Below are 20,078 nucleotides of genomic sequence, written 5' to 3'. Positions count from 1 at the left end.
AAGTTGTTTAAAGAAAGAATTATGGCTGAAGATAAAAAACCAAAACAAGGACAGATCAATATCGAACTAGATGCCGATGTCGCCCAGGGTATATACAGTAACCTGGCTATTATAAATCATTCGCAATCTGAGTTTGTGGTCGATTTTGTAACCATTATGCCCGGCGTACCTAAAAGTAAGGTCAAGTCCAGGATCGTGTTGACACCACAACACGCCAAGCGTTTTTTAAAAGCGCTAAGCGATAATGTACAGCGCTTTGAAAATGCACATGGGGAAATAAAAGATTATCAGCAACCACCTATCCCGATAAATTTCGGGCCAACTGGAGAAGCATAAAAAAAACCCCGCAATTGCGGGGTTTTTTTTTGAATTTCAAAGACCATCTGAAATTAACTAATTATTCGTTATTCTGCATGATAATCCATTTCTGTCTGGTTCCGTCATAAACAATATTGATCATTCCATATTGTTTTGCTCCACTTTTATTATTCGATTCTATATGGTTAACAGGCAATGAATTATTGTCGTTGGCCTGGAGTTTTAATTTTCCATCCTGGGGATAAAGCCACACACTTTGGCCATCGTACCCAGCTTTAATACCGGTTAATTTACTCTCACCAAGTAATAGATTGTAAATCCTAATGATACTTTTGCCCTCATTTAGTTCACCATCGCCAATTAGAAGATCTACATCGTGATTCGTTTTAACCGGAAGAATGATGGATCCAAACGAATGATCAGTTGCCTTTTTAATACTTAGAACATTGTTTTTAAGTTCAAGATTGCCTCCTATTTCAACTTCTCTAAACGTACCGTCATTATTTAAGCCTCCAAGTTTGTTGGTTATAACCGATTCCTGATCGGTTGTATTAATTCTCAAGGTTCCGTTTACATCGAGTGTTGCCTGAGGATTTGTGGTTCCTATACCCACTTGAGCGAATAGAGAAACCGACATGAAAAGAGTTAGGATAGATAAAATGTAATTCATAAGTAATTGTAATTGGGAGTTTTGGGTGGGCAAAAGTATACAAGAACCCCATATCAACAAAATATGTAAGATTAGTATTACGCAGTTTTAACATATTATTCGATAACAAACTTTTAATATCGATAAACTGCAAAGCTGATAGATTGATTTAACATTTTCATCTTCTAAAATCTCTCATTTTAGGTGATTTTTTGAATCAATTTTTGCTTCACATTTACGGCTATCAAAATTAAATTAATGGACTCCTATATCATCAATTAATAATTGGACTACATGTTTTATGAGAAGATATATGTTGAGTAATTACTAGAGAATCGAATTGAGAAGAAATAAAAAATATACATCTTATCGAATAAAATATACGATACAACGAATAATTAATAAACCATGTAAGAAAATTCGTCAGGCGTTCTATATTTGTGCTGAATCGTAAGAGCCCCCGTTAATGAAAATTAATTCTTACGACGAACCCAAATAATGCTTATGACCTCTTGTGCCCCCAAAATACGGAGAACTGCATCTCAATGGATGCTTTCCATTCTCGCAATTTTTATTATTTCCCAGGTTGGTTTCGGGCAAACCCAGGCACCATCGGTTCAAACCGGTGTAACCTTTCAGTGGTCCGATACACAAGCTGTAAATTCAGATCCGGCGACGATAGCTTCCATCACTATAGATGGCGTTGTCTACAGCTCCTTTGCTGCTCCGTCATCTTATGCACTTACACGCTTAGGGCCTGATGGACATAATCAGAATAAAATATTAGAAAATGGAGTTACCATTAACGGGAGTAGTGCGAATGTAGATTGGAACACCGATGCCATCGCAGCTTTTCAGGATAAAAATCTAAATCATTATTTCAACGCCAATGCTAACGGAAGGAATATTTGTAATAATTTTCTATCTGTTCTTACCACCGATGCACAAATCCAATCTTTGTATTATACACCCGGAATTCCTTCCAATGACGGAGGAATATTAGCCATTACCGAAAGGAATGCGAATAATTGTTATTATATCGCGGTTTATGGTTATGCAGTAGGCGGGTCTACCGAAGTTTTTCTAGGAGATACTTTCGTAAGACAAAACTCAACACAATGGGGCCCATTATTCAATGCCCCTCCTGCGGGAGTTGACTACTGGAATTCGGGCCGTGTGGTTGAGAATGGCGGTACCCTGGGGATAGCCATATTTGTACTTGACGATCTCGCTCCTGTAGGTTCTGTGATCACTCGTGTCGATCTGGTTGCTGCCACCGAAGACCACGGAGATGGAAAATTATTTATCGCACAACGATATGCTACCCCTAAGACGGAAACAGGGTGTATAGATCAGGAATTCAACGGAACGGTGAACGATGGAACCGCGCCGGCAGGATCTACTTACTCTCTAGTGAGTGGCCCAACCCCGGCAGGACAGGATTTTACGTTTAATTCGGACGGCTCTTACAGCTATGTCCCTTCTAGTGGTTATTTAGGGGATGTGACTTTCGAGTACGAAGTTTGCTTACCCGTGCCAAATTCGGGCATATGCGACACCTCTACGGTGACTATTAGCTACGTAACCTATCCTAATGCAGGTTGCCCCTGTATTTCTGGTAACGCAGACGGACCCCTATTACAGACGAATTAAAGATTTTAAACTATCAACAACTGAAGTTAAAAAATAACATTATGAAGAATACTATTACTTTTTTCTTATTAACTATAATTACCATGATGAGTGGGTGGTCACAGGTGGGTATTGGTACAACCGACCCCCAGGAGGCACTGCATATCGCTGGTAGTAATGCCACCATAAGGCTGGAAGGGCTTGATAGTTCTAACAATTCGCTTAATAAAGGTGGATCATCGAAATATAATGTTATGGTAGATGCCGATGGTAATCTATCATTAAGTGAAAAGCCGGGGCAGTTATCTTCAGAAGCCAATATCTCTACACCTGTCGCTGTACTAACCGCGGCAGATTCTAACATGAATTCTTCCGAACTGTTTCAAAAGAGTTTTACCTTAACGCAGAGGGCTATGGTTGTCATTACATATTACATCTCGATGGAGTTTAAAAGTTACGACGGAAGCGCCTGCATTACAGACGGACGAGCTAAGATTGCCCATAATTACTGGTACCTGGGAGATGGTACAACACCAGATACTACAAAAACATACGGGATGACCAGCTCTGTGTATTCAAACGCAGATTGCGATACAGCTACTGGCTATGTCTATAACTCGCGATCGGTTACTATTCCACTAGAAGCAGGAACTTATAGTGTTCATATGAACGGAGCTGTATATGGCGGAGGAATTACACCCGATGCTGCCTTCAGAGTTACTTTTGGAGATATAGACAGGCTCGATATTCACGCCATCTACCTGTAAAAAGTATAATTTATTCTGAATTTGTCTTAGTGTACAGATTCGAATTCGCTCACAAAGTGAAGCTTTACATTAGGATATTTGGTTTGTGTCATCTGAAGAGTAAAGGCTGAATCGGCAAAGAATACCAGTTGTCCGCGCTTATCTTTAGCGAGGAATTTAGCTTTAACTCTTTTAAATTCTGAAAATTCTTCGCCTTTGGGATCCTTCGGATCTACCCAGCACGCCTTATGAACGTTTAGGTTTTCGTATCTGCAGATCGCTCCGTATTCATGCTCCAGACGATATTGGATCACTTCAAACTGAAGGGCACCCACAGTACCGATAACTTTCCGCCCATTTAGCTCTAGAATAAATAACTGAGCAACCCCTTCATCCATCAATTGGTCGATCCCTTTCTCAAGTTGCTTGCTCTTCATTGGATCTGCGTTATTAATGTACTTGAAGTGTTCCGGAGAAAAGCTTGGAATACCCTTGTATTGCATGATCTCCCCTTCGGTGAGAGTGTCACCGATCTTAAAATTACCTGTATCGTGAAGTCCAACGATATCACCGGGATATGAGATATCAACTATTTGTTTCTTTTCAGCAAAGAAAGCATTGGGACTGGAAAATTTCATTTTTTTGCCGTTACGCACATGTAGATAAGGCGTGTTTCTTTCGAAGGTACCCGAAACGATCTTAACAAATGCGAGTCGGTCCCTGTGTTTAGGGTCCATATTAGCGTGGATCTTGAACACAAATCCTGAAAAGTTCTTCTCTTCGGGTTTTACGAGTCTGGTATCACTGGCTTTGGGGCGTGGGGCCGGGGCGATCTCTATAAAACAATCCAGTAGTTCCCTTACGCCGAAATTATTTAATGCGGAGCCAAAAAATACGGGTTGCAGCTCTCCTTTAAGATAGGCGTCTCGTTCAAAATCGGGGTATACCTCGTACACTAGTTCTAATTCGTCCCTTAAGGTTTTGGCGGCTTTATCTCCAACCAATTTATCAAGTTCAGGATTGCTAAGGTCTTCAATTTCAATTGTTTCCTCAATATTTTTACGACTATCACCGCTAAAGAGATTTACATTTTTTTCCCAGATGTTATAGATACCTTTAAAATCGTAGCCCATTCCTATTGGAAAACTGAGTGGGGTAACCCTTAGCTGTAGTTTTTGCTCAATTTCATCCAGGAGTTCGAAGGCATCTTTTCCTTCCCGGTCAAGCTTGTTAATAAACACGATCATAGGGATATTTCGCATACGGCATACTTCCACGAGTTTTTCGGTTTGTTCCTCAACTCCTTTAGCGACATCTATTACAACGATCACACTATCTACCGCAGTTAGTGTTCTAAAGGTATCTTCAGCAAAATCCTTGTGACCGGGTGTATCAAGAATGTTGATCTTAATATTCTCATATTCAAAGGCTAGCACCGAAGTGGCGACAGAAATACCCCGTTGTCTTTCGATCTCCATAAAATCACTTGTGGCGCCTTTTTTTATTTTGTTGCTTTTTACGGCACCCGCTTCCTGGATTGCACCTCCAAAGAGCAATAATTTTTCGGTTAAAGTTGTTTTTCCCGCATCTGGGTGCGATATAATTCCGAAGGTTTTTCTTCGTGTAATTTCCTTAATTAATGACATTGAATTATTTAAAATTTAGGGCAAATATAAGGCTTGTTTTGAAGACATTTGAGAAATTAGTTTGATTAGAATTCCTACAAAGAAATAATTCATAATATACTGAAAAATAAGGGATATACGTGTAAATACGTACATATAATTCCTACAAAAAACAATCATTTACCCTATCAAATTGTGTAGTTCAACGAGTATTTATTACAGTTCGGCTAATAGTTAAGCACTTGTTAATTCTGAACGTATTTTCCTACTTATATTTGGATATATAAAAGGCGTTATAAAAAGTGCCGCCTCAAGTATTATTAAAACAACCTAGTCATGCAAAAGAAGTACTCGATCAATTTTTTGATTACAGTAGCCCTCGTTTTCTTTATTGGTAGTTTTAACCTTCAAGCTCAGCAATGTAATTCGGAGTTGGGGGTTTATAAGGACAGGAACGCAAGATCTGCAACCCTTAATGATGCTACCAAGTTTAAAATGGAGCTTACCAATAATTCTTCCCAATCTCAGACGTATGAGATACAATCGGTAATTTTCGAGGACCCATGTGAAGAAGCTGGTTTATCAGGTTCTACAAATTCCAGAAATACCACAGGTTTAAATGTGAGTATACAAATAAACAATGCAAGAGCCAGTTCTATAACTGTCCCGGCGCGATCAACCAAATCGTTCGTCGCGGAGGTGTCTGTTGCCTCGGCCTCGAAATTACAGGTATGGAAGTGTGTTGAACTTACAGCGGTTTCCAATGCATGCGCAAAAGGAGAAGCCAAAGCTCTTCTAAAAGTATTCATTTCAGACCCTACAAATAACTAAGATTTACAAAAGCCCCCAAATGCTACCCCGCAAATCACAAAGAACAGTCCTACTGCTTTTGGTAAATAAAATATTATAGGTTTCAACCTAAATCTCATTTTATGAAGAAGCAACTACCCTTAAGAAGTATAATTGCACAAAAGGCCATCTTTTTATTTATAGCCTTAACTATTTTTAGTTTGAATATGGTTAAAGCGCAAGATATCACACTGCAAAAAGAAGCAGTTGAAAGCGCCTTGTGTAACCAATTCGATATAACCTTAACCGTAACTGGAAATCCACCACCTATTCCGCAGGAAGTTATACTGGTGATCGATAGATCGGGAAGTATGGGATTCGATATTCCCATGGATCCTAATGAACCTATCGATTACGCCAAGGATGCCGCGATCGATTTTGTAAATAATCTATTTACACCTGCAAATAACCCCACCGGTTTAAACCGTGTTGCAATTGTTTCTTATTCCACCAGTGCTACGGTGGATCAGGCTTTTGTAATGGAGGCAGATAAGCAGGATGCAATTGATGCTATTAATGCGTTAGTGGCAGACGGTGGAACTAACATAGCGAGGGCTATGGATACTGCCGATAATCATATGACCACCAATGCAACCTTCGATTGTACCACTGCCAGGAATATTATACTCCTCACAGATGGGGTTACCAACCGAACGCTAAGTGGATCTAGCTGTACAAGTACACCTACCCCTCCATTCCCGGCAAATAATACGGCCTGTATGAACGACGCTATAAATGAGGGTGTCGCTGCACAGACCACTAATGTATCGGGAGATACTTACAACCAAAACATTTTTTCTGTAGGTCTTTTTGGTGCGATCTCAGGAAATCAGCAAACTGCTGCAACTTATGTGTTGGATGAAATTGAAAATAAAGGACTCTTTACAACAGAAAGTGCAGCCGATCTTACCGGAATATATAATGATATCCTCGGGCAGTTGGCATTAGCGGCAAAAATGGGTGTGGTAACTGATGTCCTTGGTTCCGGATTCCAAATGGTTGGAGGATCGTTAAGCGATCCGGTAAATGCTTCTTATAATGGAGGAACCAACACGATCACATGGGATCTTGGTGACGTTTCTAATGAAACATTAGTTCTAACATATACTATTGAAGCTGTTGGAATGAACGGTTGTGGGATTCAGAATTCCGGAATGAGTAGCATGAGTTACGAAGACGCCAATTGTAATGACGTTGTTACACCTTTCCCAAACCCACAGGTGTGTGTACCATGTCCGGATATTTCAGACCCCACCATAGATCAGGTAGAATGTACCAATAGTGTAGACTATTCGGCTACTTTCGATCCAGGGGCGTGTACTCCCTTTTCTCTCGAATTTGAATGGGAGTTCTTCCTTGATAACGTTTCTATAGGCACCGTTTCGGGAACTACGATGGGAGATCTTTCAGGAACATTCACTTATACAGGTGCTTCACCATTCGAAGGAATGTTCAGAGCCCAGTTAACATATAATGGTACTTACAATAACAGTTGTAGTTTACCACCGGTAGTGGTTGATTCGGAAATTCCTGTTTACCTACCGCCGGATATGCCGGTCTCTGGAGGCGATCAGATAGAATGTGCCAGCTCTCCAATTCAAACATTAACTGCCCAGGCAACAGTACCAGCCGGAGAAAGTATAGTTTGGTATGACGCAGCCACGGATGGTAATGTTGTTCCTAACCCTACATTAAATACTGTAGGTACGGTAACTTATTATGCCGAAGCGGTAGACGATACAAGCAATTGTAGCAGTTTGAACAGGGTTCCCGTAACCTTGACACTTTACAACTGTGCAATCAATATCGTGAAAACTGCCAGCCCGAATAATACTAACCAATGTAACCCGATCGCTGCCGGACAAGATATTACTTACACCTTCACGGTAACTAATCTGGGGAATGTAGCCATTACAGACGTACAGGTGAACGACCCGTTAATTGATCCGGTGAATCCAATTCCCGGGCCGGATAGTGGAGATACAGATAACGATGGTGAGTTGGATACCACAGAAGTTTGGACTTATACTGCCACATACACAGTAGTACAAGGAGATATTGTAAATGGTCAGGTTCAGAATACAGCTACTGTAGATGGTAACGTTACTGGTTCCTCTTCCTCGTATAACGTGAATGACGACGATACAGAAACAGTAGAGTTGTGTCAGAACGCCGAAATAGAAATAACAAAAGCAACCGATGGAGATACAGTTAACTGTAATCCATATATAGTTGGAAGTACGGTAAATTATACCTTCACTGTATCCAATTTAGGTGATGTAGATATTACCAATGTAGTTGTAAATGATCCATTATTAGGTGGAGTTGTAGCAGGGCCAGCCAGTGGGGATGCTGTAAATCCTGGAATAATGGATGTAGGTGAAGTGTGGACGTATAATGCGAGTTATAATGTTACTCAAGCTGATATCGATAACGGAGTAATCACAAATACCGCAACAGCTAGTGGCGACACGGCCTTAGGAGCGGTAAATGATCCAAGTAACACGGTTAATTTAACTATTTGTCAGAATCCGGACATCGCCCTTATCAAGGTAGGTACGTTCAATGATGAGAATGGCAACCAGTGTGCCGAGGTAGGCGAGACGATCTCTTATGCCTTTACGGTGACCAACACCGGAAACTTAACAATTACCAACATTACGGTAACGGATCCTCTGGCTACAATGGCCGGTGGTCCTATTGCTTCGTTGGCACCGGGTGCTTCGGATAACACGACCTTTACGGCCAGTTATGTGATCACTCAGGCTGATATCGATGCAGGTAATGTACAGAATCAGGCTACGGCCAATGGTACTACTACGGCAGGTGCGGTAAGTGATCTTTCGGATGACAACAGCAACCTGGAGGACGATCCAACCAACACACCTCTGTGTCGTCAGGGAGACATCGCCCTTATCAAAGTAGGTACGTTCAATGATGAGAATGGCAACCAGTGTGCCGAGGTAGGCGAGACGATCTCTTATGCCTTTACGGTGACCAACACCGGAAACTTAACAATTACCAACATTACGGTAACGGATCCCCTGGCTACGATGGCCGGTGGTCCTATTGCTTCATTGGCACCGGGTGCTTCGGATAACACGACCTTTACGGCCAGTTATGTGATCACTCAGGCTGATATCGATGCAGGTAATGTACAGAATCAGGCTACGGCCAATGGTACTACTACGGCAGGTGCGGTAAGTGATCTTTCGGATGACAACAGCAACCTGGAGGACGATCCAACCAACACACCTCTGTGTCGTCAGGGAGACATCGCCCTTATCAAAGTAGGTACGTTCAATGATGAGAATGGCAACCAGTGTGCCGAGGTAGGCGAGACGATCTCTTATGCCTTTACGGTGACCAACACCGGAAACTTAACAATTACCAACATTACGGTAACGGATCCCCTGGCTACGATGGCCGGTGGTCCTATTGCTTCATTGGCACCGGGTGCTTCGGATAACACGACCTTTACGGCCAGTTATGTGATCACTCAGGCTGATATCGATGCAGGTAATGTACAGAATCAGGCTACGGCCAATGGTACTACTACGGCAGGTGCGGTAAGTGATCTTTCGGATGACAACAGCAACCTGGAGGACGATCCAACCAACACACCTCTGTGTCGTCAGGGAGACATCGCCCTTATCAAGGTAGGTACGTTCAACGATGAGAATGGCAACCAGTGTGCCGAGGTAGGCGAGACGATCTCTTATGCCTTTACGGTAACCAACACCGGAAACTTAACAATTACCAACATTACGGTAACGGATCCCCTGGCTACGATGGCCGGTGGTCCTATTGCTTCATTGGCACCGGGTGCTTCGGATAACACGACCTTTACGGCCAGTTATGTGATCACTCAGGCTGATATCGATGCAGGTAATGTACAGAATCAGGCTACGGCCAATGGTACTACTACGGCAGGTGCAGTAAGTGATCTTTCGGATGACAACAGCAACCTGGAGGACGATCCAACCAACACACCTCTGTGTCGTCAGGGAGACATCGCCCTTATCAAGGTAGGTACGTTCAACGATGAGAATGGCAACCAGTGTGCCGAGGTAGGCGAGACGATCTCTTATGCCTTTACGGTGACCAACACCGGAAACTTAACAATTACCAACATTACGGTAACGGATCCCCTGGCTACGATGGCCGGTGGTCCTATTGCTTCATTGGCACCGGGTGCTTCGGATAACACGACCTTTACGGCCAGTTATGTGATCACTCAGGCTGATATCGATGCAGGTAATGTACAGAATCAGGCTACGGCCAATGGTACCACTACGGCAGGTGCAGTAAGTGATCTTTCGGATGACAACAGCAACCTGGAGGACGATCCAACCAACACACCACTGTGTCGTCAGGGAGACATCGCCCTTATCAAGGTAGGTACGTTCAATGATGAGAATGGCAACCAGTGTGCCGAGGTAGGCGAGACAATCTCTTATGCCTTTACGGTAACCAACACCGGAAACTTAACAATTACCAACATTACGGTAACGGATCCTCTGGCTACGATGGCCGGTGGTCCTATTGCTTCATTGGCACCGGGTGCTTCGGATAACACGACCTTTACGGCCAGTTATGTGATCACTCAGGCTGATATCGATGCAGGTAATGTACAGAATCAGGCTACGGCCAATGGTACTACTACGGCAGGTGCAGTAAGTGATCTTTCGGATGACAACAGCAACCTGGAGGACGATCCAACCAACACACCTCTGTGTCGTCAGGGAGACATCGCCCTTATCAAGGTAGGTACGTTCAACGATGAGAATGGCAACCAGTGTGCCGAGGTAGGCGAGACAATCTCTTATGCCTTTACGGTAACCAACACCGGAAACTTAACAATTACCAACATTACGGTAACGGATCCTCTGGCTACGATGGCCGGTGGTCCTATTGCTTCATTGGCACCGGGTGCTTCGGATAACACGACCTTTACGGCCAGTTATGTGATCACTCAGGCTGATATCGATGCAGGTAATGTACAGAATCAGGCTACGGCCAATGGTACCACTACGGCAGGTGCAGTAAGTGATCTTTCGGATGACAACAGCAACCTGGAGAACGATCCAACGGTAACTCCACTTTGTCAGGATCCTGTGATCGCCATAGTGAAGACAGGAGTATTTAATGATGAAAATGGAGATCAGTGTTCAGATCCGCAAGAGACCATCACTTATACCTTTACGGTAACCAATGAAGGTAATGTAACTCTATCTACTGTGGCAGTGACCGATCCGCTGGTAAGTCCGATCACATTTGTGAGCGGTGACACCAACAATGACGGATTACTACAGGTAGATGAGACATGGGTGTATACGGGCAGTTATGCCATTACCCAGGCAGATATTGATGCAGGACAGGTAACCAATCAGGCTACCGCCACGGCAAACGATACTAATAACAACCCTGTAAGTGATCTATCTGATGATACTTCAGTATTAGAGAACGATCCAACGGTAACTCCACTTTGTCAGGATCCTGTGATCGCCATAGTGAAGACAGGGGTATTTAATGATGAAAATGGAGATCAGTGTTCAGATCCGCAAGAGACCATCACTTATACCTTTACGGTAACCAATGAAGGAAATGTAACTCTATCCACAGTAGCAGTGACCGATCCGCTGGTAAGTCCGATCACATTTGTGAGCGGTGACACCAACAACGACGGATTACTACAGGTAGATGAGACATGGGTATACACTGGCAGTTATGCCATTACCCAGGCAGATATAGATGCAGGACAGGTAACCAATCAGGCTACCGCCACGGCAAACGATACTAATAACAACCCTGTAAGTGATCTATCTGATGAGAGTAGTGTACTTGGAAATGATCCTACAATTACACCGCTTTGTCAAGGAGGAACAATAGCCATAGTGAAGACAGGAGTATTTAATGATGAAAACGGAGATCAGTGTTCAGATCCGCAAGAGACCATCACTTATACCTTTACGGTAACCAATGAAGGAAATGTAACTCTATCTACAGTGGCAGTGACCGATCCGCTGGTAAGTCCGATCACATTTGTGAGCGGTGACACCAACAACGACGGATTACTACAGGTAGATGAGACATGGGTGTATACGGGCAGTTATGCCATTACCCAGGCAGATATAGATGCAGGACAGGTAACCAATCAGGCTACCGCCACGGCAAACGATACTAATAACAACCCTGTAAGCGATCTATCTGATGAGAGTAGTGTACTTGGAAATGATCCTACAATTACACCGCTTTGTCAAGGAGGAACAATAGCCATAGTGAAGACAGGGGTATTTAATGATGAAAATGGAGATCAGTGTTCAGATCCGCAAGAGACCATCACTTATACCTTTACGGTAACCAATGAAGGTAATGTAACTCTATCTACAGTGGCAGTGACCGATCCGCTGGTAAGTCCGATCACATTTGTGAGCGGTGACACCAACAATGACGGATTACTACAGGTAGATGAGACATGGGTATACACTGGCAGTTATGCCATTACCCAGGCAGATATTGATGCAGGACAGGTAACCAATCAGGCTACCGCCACGGCAAACGATACTAATAACAACCCTGTAAGTGATCTATCTGATGATACTTCAGTATTAGAGAATGATCCTACGGTAACTCCACTTTGTCAGGATCCTGTGATCGCCATAGTGAAGACAGGAGTATTTAATGATGAAAATGGAGATCAGTGTTCAGATCCGCAAGAGACCATCACTTATACCTTTACGGTAACCAATGAAGGAAATGTAACTCTATCCACAGTGGCAGTGACCGATCCGCTGGTAAGTCCGATCACATTTGTGAGCGGTGATACCAACAATGACGGATTACTACAGGTAGATGAGACATGGGTATACACTGGCAGTTATGCCATTACCCAGGCAGATATTGATGCAGGACAGGTAACCAACCAGGCTACCGCCACGGCAAATGATACTAATAACAACCCGGTAAGCGATCTATCTGATGATACTTCAGTATTAGAGAACGATCCAACGGTAACTCCACTTTGTCAGGATCCTGTGATCGCCATAGTGAAGACAGGGGTATTTAATGATGAAAATGGAGATCAGTGTTCAGATCCGCAAGAGACCATCACTTATACCTTTACGGTAACCAATGAAGGAAATGTAACTCTATCTACAGTGGCAGTGACCGATCCGCTGGTAAGTCCGATCACATTTGTGAGCGGTGACACCAACAATGACGGATTACTACAGGTAGATGAGACATGGGTGTATACGGGCAGTTATGCAATAACTCAGGCAGATATTGATGCAGGACAGGTAACCAATCAGGCTACCGCCACGGCAAACGATACTAATAACAACCCGGTAAGTGATCTATCTGATGAGAGTAGTGTACTTGGAAATGATCCTACAATTACACCGCTTTGTCAAGGAGGAACAATAGCCATAGTGAAGACAGGGGTATTTAATGATGAAAATGGAGATCAGTGTTCAGATCCGCAAGAGACCATCACTTATACCTTTACGGTAACCAATGAAGGAAATGTAACTCTATCTACAGTAGCAGTGACCGATCCGCTGGTAAGTCCGATCACATTTGTGAGCGGTGACACCAACAACGACGGATTACTACAGGTAGATGAGACATGGGTGTATACGGGCAGTTATGCCATTACACAGGCAGATATTGATGCAGGACAGGTAACCAATCAGGCTACCGCCACAGCAAACGATACTAATAACAACCCGGTAAGTGATCTATCTGATGATACTTCAGTATTAGAGAACGATCCAACGGTAACTCCACTTTGTCAGGATCCTGTGATCGCCATAGTGAAGACAGGGGTATTTAATGATGAAAATGGAGATCAGTGTTCAGATCCGCAAGAGACCATCACTTATACCTTTACGGTAACCAATGAAGGTAATGTAACTCTATCTACAGTGGCAGTGACCGATCCGCTGGTAAGTCCGATCACATTTGTGAGCGGTGACACCAACAATGACGGATTACTACAGGTAGATGAGACATGGGTATACACTGGCAGTTATGCCATTACCCAGGCAGATATTGATGCAGGACAGGTAACCAATCAGGCTACCGCCACGGCAAACGATACTAATAACAACCCTGTAAGTGATCTATCTGATGATACTTCAGTATTAGAGAATGATCCTACGGTAACTCCACTTTGTCAGGATCCTGTGATCGCCATAGTGAAGACAGGAGTATTTAATGATGAAAATGGAGATCAGTGTTCAGATCCGCAAGAGACCATCACTTATACCTTTACGGTAACCAATGAAGGAAATGTAACTCTATCCACAGTGGCAGTGACCGATCCGCTGGTAAGTCCGATCACATTTGTGAGCGGTGATACCAACAATGACGGATTACTACAGGTAGATGAGACATGGGTATACACTGGCAGTTATGCCATTACCCAGGCAGATATTGATGCAGGACAGGTAACCAACCAGGCTACCGCCACGGCAAATGATACTAATAACAACCCGGTAAGCGATCTATCTGATGATACTTCAGTATTAGAGAACGATCCAACGGTAACTCCACTTTGTCAGGATCCTGTGATTGCCATAGTGAAGACAGGGGTATTTAATGATGAAAATGGAGATCAGTGTTCAGATCCGCAAGAGACCATCACTTATACCTTTACGGTAACCAATGAAGGAAATGTAACTCTATCTACAGTGGCAGTGACCGATCCGCTGGTAAGTCCGATCACATTTGTGAGCGGTGACACCAACAACGACGGATTACTACAGGTAGATGAGACATGGGTGTATACGGGCAGTTATGCCATTACCCAGGCAGATATAGATGCAGGACAGGTAACCAATCAGGCTACCGCCACGGCAAACGATACTAATAACAACCCGGTAAGCGATCTATCTGATGATACTTCAGTATTAGAGAATGATCCAACGGTAACTCCACTTTGTCAAGGGGCAGATATCGCCATTGTGAAGACCTCACAGTATGACGATGGTGGCGACTGTTCAGATCCGGGAGAACTGATCAACTATACCTTTACGGTAACTAATGAAGGAAATGTATCACTGGCTAACATCCTTGTAAACGATCCACTATTAGGTGGAAACGTACCAGGACCAGATTCAGGAGATACAGATAATGACGGAGAACTTGATGTTACTGAAACATGGGTATACACAGGCTCATATGCTATTACTCAGGATGACATAGATGCCGGTGAGGTGATCAACCAGGCTACGGCCACAGGTGTTGCACCAAACCAGACTCAGGTTAGTGATCTATCAGGATCTACAACCACGACCGATGATAGTACAACCACAACGCTGTGTCAAGACCCAGCAATCGCCATTGTGAAGACCTCACAGTATAACGATGGTGGCGACTGTTCAGATCCGGGAGAACTGATCAACTATACCTTTACGGTAACCAATGAAGGTAATGTGAGCTTGTCTAACATTGTTGTAGACGATCCATTACTAGGAGGAGTTGTTCCAGGACCAGATTCAGGAGATACAGATAATGACGGAGAACTTGATGTTACTGAAACATGGGTATACACAGGCTCATATGCTATTACTCAGGATGACATAGATGCCGGTGAGGTGATCAACCAGGCTACAGCCACAGGTGTTGCACCAAACCAGACTCAGGTTAGCGATCTATCAGGATCTACAACCACGACCGATGATAGCACAACCACAACGCTGTGTCAAAACCCAGCAATCGCTATTGTGAAGACCTCACAGTATGACGATGGTGGCGACTGTTCAGATCCGGGAGAACTGATCAACTATACCTTTACGGTAACCAATGAAGGTAATGTGAGTCTATCGAATATTATCGTAGACGATCCATTACTAGGAGGAGTTGTTCCAGGGCCAGATTCAGGCGATACAGATAATGACGGAGAACTTGATGTTACTGAAACATGGGTATATACAGGTTCATATGCTATTACTCAGGATGATATAGATGCCGGTGAGGTGATCAACCAGGCTACGGCCACAGGTGTTGCACCAAACCAGACTCAGGTTAGTGATTTATCTGGATCTACAACCACGACCGATGATAGCACGACCACAACGCTGTGTCAAAACCCAGCAATCGCTATTGTGAAGACCTCACAGTATGACGATGGTGGCGACTGTTCAGATCCGGGAGAACTGATCAACTATACCTTTACGGTAACCAATGAAGGTAATGTGAGTCTATCGAATATTATCGTAGACGATCCATTACTAGGAGGAGTTGTTCCAGGGCCAGATTCAGGAGATACAGATAATGACGGAGAACTGGATGTAACCGAAACATGGGTATATACAGGTTCATATGCTATTACTCAGGATGATATAGATGCCGGTGAGGTGATCAACCAGGCTACGGCCACAGGTACCGCGCCGGATCAAAGTACGGTTAGTGATCTTTCAGGATCAACAACCACGACCGATGATAGCACCACCACAACGCTGTGTCAAAACCCAGCGATCGCTATTGTGAAGACCTCACAGTATGACGATGGTGGCGACTGTTCAGATCCGGGAGAACTGATCAACTATACCTTTACGGTAACCAATGAAGGTAATGTGAGTCTATCGAATATTGTTGTAGACGATCCATTACTAGGAGGAGTTGTTCCGGGACCAGATTCAGGCGATACAGATAATGATGGAGAACTGGATGTTACTGAAACATGGGTATACACAGGCTCATATGCTATTACTCAGGATGACATAGATGCCGGTGAGGTGATCAACCAGGCTACAGCCACAGGTGTTGCACCAAACCAGACTCAGGTTAGCGATCTATCAGGATCTACAACCACGACCGATGATAGCACAACCACAACGCTGTGTCAAAACCCAGCGATCGCTATTGTGAAGACCTCACAGTATGACGATGGTGGCGACTGTTCAGATCCGGGAGAACTGATCAACTATACCTTTACGGTAACCAATGAAGGTAATGTGAGTCTATCGAATATTATCGTAGACGATCCATTACTAGGAGGAGTTGTTCCAGGGCCAGATTCAGGCGATACAGATAATGACGGAGAACTTGATGTAACCGAAACATGGGTATACACAGGCTCATATGCTATTACTCAGGACGATATAGATGCCGGTGAGGTGATCAACCAGGCTACGGCCACAGGTACAGCGCCGGATCAAAGTACAGTTAGTGATCTTTCAGGATCTACAACCACGACCGATGATAGTACAACCACAACACTGTGTCAAGACCCTGCGATCGCCATTGTGAAGACCTCACAGTATGACGATGGTGGCGACTGTTCAGATCCGGGAGAACTGATCAACTATACCTTTACGGTAACCAATGAAGGTAATGTGAGTCTATCGAATATTATCGTAGACGATCCATTACTAGGAGGAGTTGTTCCAGGACCAGATTCAGGAGATACAGATAATGACGGAGAACTTGATGTTACTGAAACATGGGTATATACAGGCTCATATGCTATTACTCAGGATGACATAGATGCCGGTGAGGTGATCAACCAGGCTACGGCCACAGGTACCGCGCCGGATCAAAGTACGGTTAGTGATCTTTCAGGATCTACAACCACTACCGATGATAGTACAACAACGACCCTGTGTCAAGACCCAGCAATCGCTATTGTGAAGACCTCACAGTATGACGATGGTGGCGACTGTTCAGATCCGGGAGAACTGATCAACTATACCTTTACGGTAACTAATGAAGGAAATGTATCATTGGCGAACATCCTTGTAAACGATCCTCTATTAGGTGGAAACGTACCAGGACCAGATTCAGGAGATACAGATAATGATGGAGAACTTGATGTTACTGAAACATGGGTATATACAGGTTCATATGCTATTACTCAGGATGATATAGATGCCGGTGAGGTGATCAACCAGGCTACGGCCACAGGTGTTGCACCAAACCAGACTCAGGTTAGTGATTTATCTGGATCTACAACCACGACCGATGATAGCACGACCACAACGCTGTGTCAGGACCCAGCAATCGCTATTGTGAAGACCTCACAGTATGACGATGGTGGCGACTGTTCAGATCCGGGAGAACTGATCAACTATACCTTTACGGTAACCAATGAAGGTAATGTGAGTCTATCGAATATTATCGTAGACGATCCATTACTAGGAGGAGTTGTTCCGGGACCAGATTCAGGAGATACAGATAATGACGGAGAACTGGATGTAACCGAAACATGGGTATACACAGGTTCATATGCTATTACTCAGGACGATATAGATGCCGGTGAGGTGATCAACCAGGCTACGGCCACAGGTACAGCGCCGGATCAAAGTACGGTTAGTGATCTATCTGGGTCAACAACCACGACCGATGATAGCACGACCACAACTCTATGTCAGGAGCCTCTTATCGCAATTGTAAAAGAAGCGACATATAATCCGGGCACGAATTGTAGTCAGCCAGGTGAGATAATTGAATATAAGTTCGAAGTATTCAATACAGGAAATGTTAGTCTAACTAATATTGTTGTTGACGACCCATTATTAGGTGGTGTAGTTCCTGGCCCAGCGGCTGGTGACTCCGATGGAGACAACGAGCTGGATGTGACAGAGACTTGGATCTATATAGGTTCATACACAATCACTCAGGCCGACATAGATGCCGGTGAAGTGATCAACCAGGCTACGGCCACAGGTACCGCGCCGGATCAAAGTACGGTTAGTGATCTATCTGGATCAACAACCACTACCGATGATATGACGGTTACCGAGCTTTGTCAGGATCCTGCCATCGCAATAGTAAAAGTAGCGGCTTACGACCCGGGCGCTAATTGTAGCGAACCTGGTCAGACGATAGACTATACATTCACAGTTACCAATGAAGGTAATGTTAGCTTGTCTAACATTGTTGTGGACGATCCACTATTAGGTGGTGTAGTTCCCGGGCCGGATTCTGGTGATGATGACAATGATGGAGAACTTGACGTAACCGAAGTTTGGGTTTACACTGCTTCATACACGATTACTCAGGCAGATATAGACGCAGGAGAAGTAATTAACCAGGCTACTGCCACCGGTACAGCACCGGATCAGAGTACCGTTAGTGATCTGTCCGGATCTACAACGGCTACCGATGATATGACGGTAACTACCTTATGTCAGGAACCTGCAATTGCTCTTATCAAAGTAGGAACAGTGGTTGATGAAAATGGTAATGGATGTACAGACCTGGGTGAGAAGATCGTTTACGCTTTCGAGGTGATCAATACAGGTAATACAGTTCTTACTGATGTAATAGTGATCGATCCACTAGTAAATGTTGTTGGAGGACCAATTACTCTTCAAGTGGGTGAAAGTGATACTACATCATTTACGGCCGAATATTCGATAACACAATCGGATATTGATGCAGGAGAAGTTATAAATCAGGCAATTGCCGAAGGTACAGCTCCGGATGGAAGTGTAGTAGACGACCTGTCTGATGACAACAGTCCGTTAGAGAACGATCCAACTATTACAGTACTATGCCAGGTGGCGTCGCTATCTGTAGAGAAGAGCGGGGTGTTTAACGATGAGAATGGTAATGGTAGTGCCGATGCAGGCGAAACCATCAGCTATATATTCGTAGTAACCAATACCGGATCTGTGACCTTATATAATATTGAAATTGAGGATCCACTACCAGGTATTATGATAGAAGGCGGCCCAATAGCTGTTCTTCAGCCGGGAGAGGTTGATGATACGACCTTTACAGCCACTTATGTGATCACTCAGGCCGACATTGATGCCGGTGAGGTGGTTAACCAGGCGGTAGCGACCGGATACGATATCAATGGTAACGAAGTGACCGATCTATCGGATGATCCGAACGATCCAACGAACTTCGATGCCAATGGTGATGGAGAACCCGATGATCCAACGGTTACTATTTTACCGAATGTATTGGTTGAGCCACCGTTCGAGATCTTTAACGGTATCACTCCTGATGGAGATGGTATGAACGACTTCTTCCGCATTGTAGGAATTGAGGAGTATCCAGACAATAACATGAAGATCTTCAACCGTTGGGGTGTCTTAGTTTGGGAGACCGATGGCTATGGCGGTTCTAATGGTGAGGAGAATGTGTTTAGAGGGATTTCCGATGGTCGTTCGACCATACGACAGGGAGAGATGTTACCTACCGGTACGTATTATTATGTACTTACGATCTTAGGAGAGGACAATCCTGGAGAGTCAAGTTACGCCGGATACTTATACATAAATAGATAGAAAATCAAAA

7 protein-coding genes are annotated in these 20,078 nt (G+C 43.9%); 5 read left to right on the top strand and 2 right to left on the bottom strand.

All coding sequences use genetic code 11. The features are described from left to right. Positions 1 to 21: 21 nt before the first annotated feature. Positions 22 to 336 carry a DUF3467 domain-containing protein gene (locus C5O00_RS01395; protein ID WP_105214257.1) on the top strand — a complete coding sequence of 105 codons (315 nt, stop codon included), beginning with the start codon at positions 22 to 24 and terminating at the stop codon, positions 334 to 336. Between the two features lie 61 nt (positions 337 to 397). On the opposite strand, the gene C5O00_RS01390 is transcribed toward C5O00_RS01395, so the two are convergent. Next, positions 398 to 988 (bottom strand): hypothetical protein, encoded by a 591-nt coding sequence (locus C5O00_RS01390; protein WP_105214256.1) that lies wholly within the window; start codon positions 986 to 988, stop codon positions 398 to 400. Between the two features lie 483 nt (positions 989 to 1,471). Here C5O00_RS01390 and C5O00_RS01385 point away from each other — a divergent pair, with 483 nt between their 5' ends. Next, positions 1,472 to 2,620: an Ig-like domain-containing protein gene (locus C5O00_RS01385; protein ID WP_158676748.1), complete on the top strand. Its 1,149-nt coding sequence runs from the start codon at positions 1,472 to 1,474 to the stop codon at positions 2,618 to 2,620. Between the two features lie 41 nt (positions 2,621 to 2,661). Continuing rightward, positions 2,662 to 3,366: a hypothetical protein gene (locus C5O00_RS01380; RefSeq protein WP_105214254.1), complete on the top strand. Its 705-nt coding sequence runs from the start codon at positions 2,662 to 2,664 to the stop codon at positions 3,364 to 3,366. Between the two features lie 26 nt (positions 3,367 to 3,392). Here the strand turns inward: C5O00_RS01380 and C5O00_RS01375 are convergent, their stop codons facing one another. After that, positions 3,393 to 4,991, bottom strand: a complete 1,599-nt coding sequence (locus tag C5O00_RS01375) for a peptide chain release factor 3 (RefSeq protein WP_105214253.1) — start codon at positions 4,989 to 4,991, stop codon at positions 3,393 to 3,395. Between the two features lie 315 nt (positions 4,992 to 5,306). Here C5O00_RS01375 and C5O00_RS01370 point away from each other — a divergent pair, with 315 nt between their 5' ends. Both C5O00_RS01370 and C5O00_RS01365 read left to right on the top strand, forming a co-directional pair. After that, positions 5,307 to 5,801 carry an Fn3-like domain-containing protein gene (locus C5O00_RS01370; protein ID WP_105214252.1) on the top strand — a complete coding sequence of 165 codons (495 nt, stop codon included), beginning with the start codon at positions 5,307 to 5,309 and terminating at the stop codon, positions 5,799 to 5,801. Between the two features lie 101 nt (positions 5,802 to 5,902). Further along, the gene (locus tag C5O00_RS01365) at positions 5,903 to 20,068 is read left to right on the top strand and encodes a CLIPPER-2 domain-containing protein (RefSeq protein WP_105214251.1); all 14,166 of its coding nucleotides are present in this window, start codon (positions 5,903 to 5,905) and stop codon (positions 20,066 to 20,068) included. Positions 20,069 to 20,078: the final 10 nt, after the last annotated feature.

It is taken from the genome of Pukyongia salina (assembly GCF_002966125.1).
Taxonomy (GTDB): Bacteria; Bacteroidota; Bacteroidia; order Flavobacteriales; family Flavobacteriaceae; genus Pukyongia; species Pukyongia salina.
This window is presented reverse-complemented; position numbering and strand designations above follow the sequence as displayed.